The sequence below is a fragment of the Desulfobaculum sp. genome (assembly GCF_054921475.1).
This window is the reverse complement of the sequence record NZ_JBUDSW010000191.1, coordinates 1-7212: the sequence shown is the minus strand read 5'-3', so window position 1 is coordinate 7212 and position 7212 is coordinate 1. Positions and strand designations below refer to the sequence as shown.

6 protein-coding genes are annotated in these 7212 nt (G+C 68.7%); all 6 read right to left on the bottom strand.

Annotated features, from left to right (window positions below; genetic code table 11):
• Positions 1-447: hypothetical protein (locus ACY69P_RS12120; RefSeq protein ID WP_462327653.1), on the bottom strand; the 447-nt coding region annotated here is incomplete at its 3' end.
• Positions 437-2740: a glycosyltransferase gene (locus ACY69P_RS12115; RefSeq protein ID WP_462327652.1), complete on the bottom strand. Its 2304-nt coding sequence runs from the start codon at positions 2738-2740 to the stop codon at positions 437-439. The genes ACY69P_RS12120 and ACY69P_RS12115, both read right to left, overlap by 11 nt.
• A 3-nt stretch (positions 2741-2743) precedes the next feature.
• Positions 2744-3925 carry a glycosyltransferase family 4 protein gene (locus ACY69P_RS12110; protein ID WP_462327651.1) on the bottom strand — a complete coding sequence of 394 codons (1182 nt, stop codon included), beginning with the start codon at positions 3923-3925 and terminating at the stop codon, positions 2744-2746.
• Entirely contained in the window at positions 3922-5139 is a 1218-nt protein-coding gene (locus ACY69P_RS12105) for a glycosyltransferase family 4 protein (RefSeq protein WP_462327650.1), read from the bottom strand. Before ACY69P_RS12105 ends, ACY69P_RS12110 begins: the two co-directional genes overlap by 4 nt.
• The gene (locus tag ACY69P_RS12100) at positions 5136-6176 is read right to left on the bottom strand and encodes a glycosyltransferase family 2 protein (RefSeq protein ID WP_462327649.1); all 1041 of its coding nucleotides are present in this window, start codon (positions 6174-6176) and stop codon (positions 5136-5138) included. Before ACY69P_RS12100 ends, ACY69P_RS12105 begins: the two co-directional genes overlap by 4 nt.
• A complete protein-coding gene (locus ACY69P_RS12095) occupies positions 6173-7072 on the bottom strand; it encodes an alpha-1,2-fucosyltransferase (RefSeq protein WP_462327648.1) in 900 nt (299 codons plus the stop codon). The genes ACY69P_RS12100 and ACY69P_RS12095 overlap by 4 nt, the downstream gene beginning before the upstream one ends.
• Between the last annotated feature and the right edge of the window lie 140 nt (positions 7073-7212).

Here is a 7212-nt window from a genome sequence, read left to right as displayed (position 1 = left end):
GTCAGCTTCAGCGAAGAACCCGCCGCGACGCCGGGCGCGGCGCAGGCCGTGCGCAAGGCGAAGCCGCGCATAGCGCGCCCGCCACGACGTGCGGTAGCGCTCATGGGTAATGTTCAGCACATCATGGACAATATTCACAACGCTGCTTCCCCCGGCCCACATCGGGACCTTGGGGTACGGAGACAGCGTCACCGCGCTGCGCCGCGCAAGGCGCGACAGCGCCACCTCGGCGGCGAGGCGGCTGGCCGGGAGTTCGCGCCGCACAAGACCGGGACAGTCCTTAGCAATGTGCGCTGCGCACGCCGGGCGTACGGCAAGGCGTACCTCGTCTGCACAGCCAGACGCCACAAGGGCGCGAACCAGCCCATCCAACACACGGCTAATGCCCGTTCCCCCTTGCGGCGGGTACTCCCGCCCATCCACAAGGAGTGTCCGGCTACGCGCCATGCGCGCTCCCTCCGTCCTGCTGCGCCGCGCAGGTCAGCACCGCGTCCACCACATCCTCCGGCTCCACGGCCAGCATGCACTCATGCGTCCGCGTCCGGCAAAAGCTCTCGCCACAGCCAAGGCACTCCACATCATGGGCGGCGACCTCCCTATGCACGCCATCCGGACATGATTCGTGTCCGGCCGAAGGCCCGGCAATGCGCACCGTGCGGACCCCGCACAGCGCGGCAAGCCGAACCACCCACGTGGGCGGCCCCACCACCACATCGGCGGCGGCAATGGCGTCCAGCACGGCGGGCACATCACACCCCGCGCGCACCCGCTCCGTCCCCCGGTGCCAGCAGGGCGGCACATCGGGCAAGGGGTCCCACACGGTCCCCAGCACCTCCACCTGCACACCGCGCTGTTCCAGTTTTGTCGCAAGCTGGCAAAAGGCCGTCATGGGCCACTGCTCCGTAGCCAGGGAGGCAAGAGGATGCAGCGCGACCCGCAGCGGCGCATCCGGCCCCCGCACGCCCCGGGGCTGGCACAGGCGGGACAACAGCTCAAGGGCTTCATCGGCCTTTTGCACAGCGCGGCATGGCCGCGGCGCGGCGTCCCGGCTCACCTGCTCCACACGCACCAAACGCCGCCACAACGGCGTGCATTCACTGCCGGGCAAGACCGCGCGGGAGAGCAGCGCCGCGCGCCCGCATCCGGCAAGGCCAGCGCTCACCGCCCCGGACACCAGCCCGGCAAAAGCGGACCCAAGCTCGGGGCCAACCTCGCCCACCAGCACGCGCCCATAGCCCCCGCGCCGCGCCAGACGCAGGGCCATCAGCAGGCCCAAAGGCGAATGGACATCGCACAGCGTGACATGCACGTCCGGAATGCGTGCCGCGCATTCCGCCACCGCGCCGCAGGTAAGCACATCCACCCCGCCCGGCACCTCACGCGCCGCAGCGGCAATGGCAGGCAGCATCTCCACCCCGGCCTCAGCCCCGCGCGCGGGAATGATAAGAACCGGCCCTGCCGCGGCTTCCCGCGCACGCGGGCGCCACAGCCACGCCAAATGCACAAGGACGCCGCGCCCGGCGCGCGCCAGCAGACGCCGCCCCATCCGCACAAGGGAGAACGTAGGCGGACCGCCGCCCTCAGCGTGGCGGCGCAGTCCGGCATACAGCACCGCCATGCGCCGGGCGTGCCGATCGACACTAAAGGCCCGTTCTGCATGGCGGCGGTTCACAATGCCTGCGGCGCGCCGCAATCCGGCGTCCTCAGCAAAACGCACCAAGGCCCGGGCAAAGGCCACCTCGTCCCCCGGGGGGACGGCGCGCATGCCGCCCGCGGGCACAGCCTCGCGGTTTTCGGGAATATCCGTGGCAATAACGGCAAGGCCCGCGCTCATGGCCTCCATCAAAGCGCGGCTCAGTCCCTCCGCCGAGGACGGCAACACAAACACATTCAGCGCCGCAAACAGCGCCGCGGGGTCGTCCACGGCGTCATGCAGGGTCACCCGGCCACGAAGCTGGGGGGCATCCGCCTCGCGCCGCAGCGTCGCCACAAAATTGGCGTCCAGCATATTCCCAGCGCACAGCACATGCGCATTTTCAGGCAGCCCCAGCTCCACGGCGCGGGTGAGCGCCCGTAGCAAAAACCGGTGCCCCTTGCGCGGAACATAGTTGCCAACCAGCCCAAAGAGGACAGTCTCCTCCGAAACGCCAAGGCGTTGGCGCATGGCCGCGCCGCGTCCGTCATCCGGGCGAAAGTCCTGCGTATCCACGCCATTGATGATGGTGACAAACCGCCCCGGCACATACCGCTCCAAACGCGGGAACCGCATCCGCCGCGCCGCGCCGGACACAAACACCACCCGCCGCGCGAGCAGCGCCAGCACCACGTCATACACCGCCACATCCTGCGCGGACTCGCGCACATGCCACACCATGGGCACCCCTGCCAGCAGGCCGGCAATCCCGGCATAGAGCGCCGCCCGCGAACGCCCCGCATGCACCACATCAACGCCCCGCCGCCGCAGCAGCCGCCACATGCGGTACAGCGTGCGCACCGCGCCAACGGGATGGCGTAACGGCGACGGGATGGGCAAGACCTCTGATGCAACGCCCGCAGCGCTGAGCCGCTGGCGCACAGGTCCATCCGCGCTTACCACGCCAATGGGTTCCACCTGACGAGCCCGCGCCAAAGCGCGCAGCAGCGCAAATGCGCTCCATTCCCCGCCGCCAAGGAATGTACTGCGGCCCAAAATGTATGCTGCCCGAACAGCTCTGTCGCCAACCTCTGCACGCCGCGTCATGACTCACGCTCCGGTCACATCGTGAAAGACCGCCTCGTACCCCGCCGCTACAGCATCCCAAGTATAGCATGCTTTGGCCTTGCGGCGTCCAGCCTGCCCCATGTTCCGCCGCAGGTCCGGCTGGGTGAGGATTTCCACCACGGCGTGCGCCATGGCCTCGTGGTCCAGCACCGGCGTGAGCAGTCCCGTGCGGCCATGCTCCACCACCTCGGCCACGGCCGGGTCGGCGGCGGCCACCACCGGACGGGCGCACGCCATGGCCTGCGCGGCCACAATGCCAAAGGTCTCGTAGGTGGAATGGAACACAAACGCCTCGCTGGCCTGCATCAGCGGGGCCACATCGCTATCCGGGACGAACCCGGCAAAGCGGACGGCGTCCTCTAGGCCAAGCTCGCGCGCAAGGGCCTCGCAGGCGCCGCGCTCTGCGCCCTTGCCGCCAATGACCAGCACGGCACCGGGCACGGCGCGGCGGACATGCGCCATGGCGCGTACCAGAACATCCACACGCTTCACCGCATCAAACCGTTGCAGGGCAAAGAGCAGCGCGCCCCCTTCCGGCACGCCCCACTGCCGCCGGATGGCCTTGGTCCGCGCAGGGTCCTCCACGGGCGGCATATCCACGCCCCCGGGCAAAATGGGCAAAGCCGGTGCATCCTCCCCCCACACCGCGCGGCGGCACCAATCCGTGATGACCGTCGTTTGGGCCACGCGCCGCCCCACCATCCGGTGCCACCACCGCCACAGCGGCGGCGCGCCCGGCCCGGGAACGTCGCGCCCGGTCAGGGAGAGGACGGTTGGCACGTCCAAAGCGCGCTGCGCCCACACCGCGGCAAGGCCCGTTGGCATGCAGTAGTGGACATTCACCACGTCTGGCCCAAAATCCCGCACCGAACGGTGCATGGCCGTCACGGCGGACAGGGAAAAAGGCGCAATAGCCCCGCGCATAATGCGGTGCCCGCGAAGGCGCATCAGGCTCCATGCATCATCAAAGCGCACGACATCGAAATTCACCAGCCCGTCGTACTCGCTGTGCCCAATGCGCTTCACCACACGGCACGGAAGCTGCGGGGTGACAAGGCGCACGTCGTGCCTCTGGGCAAGGCGGCGCAGGACGTGCAGCAGCAAAAGCTCCGCCCCGCCAACCGCAGGCAGGAATGTGGGCGACATGGCAAGAATGCGCATCATCCACCCTCCTGCCCGTCAGTCCCTTCACTCACATGGCGCAGGAAACGCTCCCAGCGCGCTATGCCCGCCCCCTCGTCAAAATGGTCCACAAGGTCGTGGTAGCCCGCCCAGCCCATGTCGCGCGCACGGTGCGGGTCGGACAGCATATCATCAAGGGCGTGGGCAAGGGCGTCCGCATCCCCCGGCGGCACAAGCAGCCCTGTGCGGCCATGGTCCAGCCACTCGGGAATAGCCCCACTGCGCGCCGCAACCACAGGCAGCGCAAGGGCCATGGCCTCCAGCCCCATAAGGCAAAACGCCTCCGGACACAGGGAGGGCACTGCCACCACATCCGCCCCGCGCATCACGCGCTGCACCTGCGCGCGCTCCTGCCAGCCATGAAAGACCACCCGCTCCCCTAGGCCAACAGCCTGCGCGCGCTCACGCATGGCCGCAAGGTCCGGCCCGTCACCAACAATGCTCACACGCGCCGGAAGCGTCATACGGGCCGCAGCGTCCAAGAGCACGTCCACGCCCTTGCCCTTGTTCACGCGGCCGACAAACACAATATGCTGGCCGCCCTGCGGTCCATCAGGCGTCTGCGTGGCGGGCAGAAAATGGGGGAGCACCGCCACCGCCGCTGGATCAAAACCATTGTGTACCAGCATGCCCCGCATAAAGCGGCTGGGCACGGCCATATGCACGCCGGCCCGGTGCAGGGCCAGCATGCGGCGAAGCCGCGCGATGATGGGCAAACCTTTGGCGGGATGCCGGGGCATGCACCGGTGGACATAGGCCCGCATCTGGCAGGCGTAGCCCACAGGATGCGGACAAAGTTCCGGCGCGCCGCTACGCGTACCGCGGCGCAGGGTCTTGCGCCCCTCCGGGCAGACAAACCCCACATCATGCACCATTCGCACGCAGGGCGCGGCGCGGCGAAGGACCTCTACCAGCACAGGTTGGCGAACGTGGTGCATAACCACGACATCCGGGGCGTGCTGCCGCATCACCTCCTCCACTCCGGCAAGACGGGCGGCGAGATTCGAACACTGCGGCGCGGTGACGCCATCCACACACACGGCGTGCACACCCTCGGGCGGGACGTCTTTGCCCTCCCGGCGGCCATGCAGAATAACGTTTTCATGCCCGCGGCGGCCAAGCCCCAAGCACAGCAGGTGCAGCATCCGCTCCAGCCCGCCCTCAACAAGATTTTCGGAAACGTGCAGTATTTTCATACGCCGCGCCCCCACGTCAGGCGCTCCCCAACGCTGCGCATGGCCCGCTGGGGACAAAGAGCCGCCGCACGGGCCATAAGGGGTAGCGCCCGCACTGGCGACACCCGCCACAGCCGCGCCGCCACACTCCACAGCCTGCGCCCCGCAAGGGCGCTGACGGCGCGCTGCTCGGCCTCCCCAAGGTGCATGCGGCGCAAAAAGGCCCGCCGCGCCTCGCACACCAGCGCGCCATACGCCGCCACCCCGTGCGCCACCTCGGCGCGGGAAAGGCCCTCCTCACCGGGGACAGGATGCGGCAGTGGATTCCAAAAGAGCTCCCCCTCGCCCACCGCACGGCCAATGAGCCACGACAGGTGCCGCGCACGGGCGCGGGCGTCCGCCGCAAGCTGACGCTGGCGCGCGGCGCTCACCGCGCCCGCGTGTCTGCGGTAGATCACAAGTTGGTCGGGAATATTGGCAAAACGGGTGCGTCCGGCAAGGCGGGTCCACAGGTCATGGTCCTGCGCGGCAGGAAAGGTCACGTCATAGCCGCCCACCTGTTCAATGACCCGCCGCCGCATGCACACGGTGGGGTGGGCGAAGGGATGCCCAAAGCACAGCGCCCACGAGATGCGCGCGTGGTATTCATGCAGGCGGTACGCTCCGGCGGGGCGGCCCGCCTCGTCCACCATGTGAACCCCCGTGCCCACAACGCCAATGCTGGGATACTGACGCAGAAATTCTACCTGCCGCTCAAGGCGCGTGGGCAGGGATTCATCGTCGGCGTCCTGCCGCGCAAGAAGCGGGGCGCGGGCGGCGGCAAGGGCCCGGTTCAGGCTCCATGCCACACCTCGGGGGCGGCTGTTGCGCAGCACCCGGATGCGGCTGTCGGCGCACTGGGCCAAAATATCCGGGGTGGCGTCCGTTGAGGCATCGTCCACCACAAGGCACTCCCAGCGCGTCAGCGTCTGCGCCAACACGCTCTCAAGGGACGCGCCCAGCCATGCGTCGCCGTTTCGTACCGGCAGCAGGATGCTCACCACAGGGGGCGCACTCATACCAGCCTCCAGCGCGCGGGGCAGATGTCGCGACTCCTCCGCGCGGCCCGGCGGGGACCAAACCACTGGCGCGGTCCCACCACCACGCTGTCCGGACGGCGGTCCAGCCACGCCCCCCACCAACTGAAACTTGAGTTGGCGATGACATGGCGCCTGCACAGGCTCATGAGGCGAATATCCTCCCACGGCGCGCCTGCATTGCCCTCTACACAGGTGACAGGATGCGGCAGGTCCAGATTGTCCCGCGCCCAGTCCAGGTCGTCGGAAAAGAGGAATACGTACGCGTCGTCCAGTCCCTCGCAGGCCGTGGCCACGGCCCGCGCGTACCACGCGGGAGTCAGCTCCGCATACAGCCCAGCAAGGTCCGGGTCCGCAACATAATCCCCGCGCCGCACATGCACGCTGACGCTGCGGGTATCCTGTATGTGCGCGGCCAGCGCCGCATTCGCGCCCGCATACGGCGCAAGGAAGGTCAATTCCCGCGCCACCTCCTCGGCAATGCCGGAAAAATACGCTTCGCTCTGCCAGTAGCCCTGCAGGTACACTCTGTCGCCAAGGGCCCGAAACTGGGCAAGCCCCCTGCCCGGTCCCTCGCAAAACGTGACCGGAACGCCCATGGCCGGACGCGGCGCACGCGCGTACGCGGCAAGTGCCCCAGCCCAGCGCGCCACGCGTCCTCGTGGCGGCGGCGCAGGCGGAAAGGCCGCCACCTCGGCAGGTTCGGCCTGCCGCGCCGCAACGGGGTACCGGAAAATATGGCATTCCCGCCCCCGCACATCAGGAAACCCCGACACATCAAGGCGCAGTGGGACACCCCACCGCGCCGCAAGAGCGCGACCCGCAGCGTACTGGAACATCTGATTGCCCAGCCCGCCCTGAAGCCGCGCGACGATCACCCCACGCCTCCACAGGCGCAGGGCCACAATTTACAGCCGCTGGAAGTCGTCGTCCTCACTCTCGCCCTCCATATCCAACGTGACACCACCCGCTGGCGCGCCGGAGTGCTGGCCCGCCGTTTGGCCCGCGCCCTTCCCAG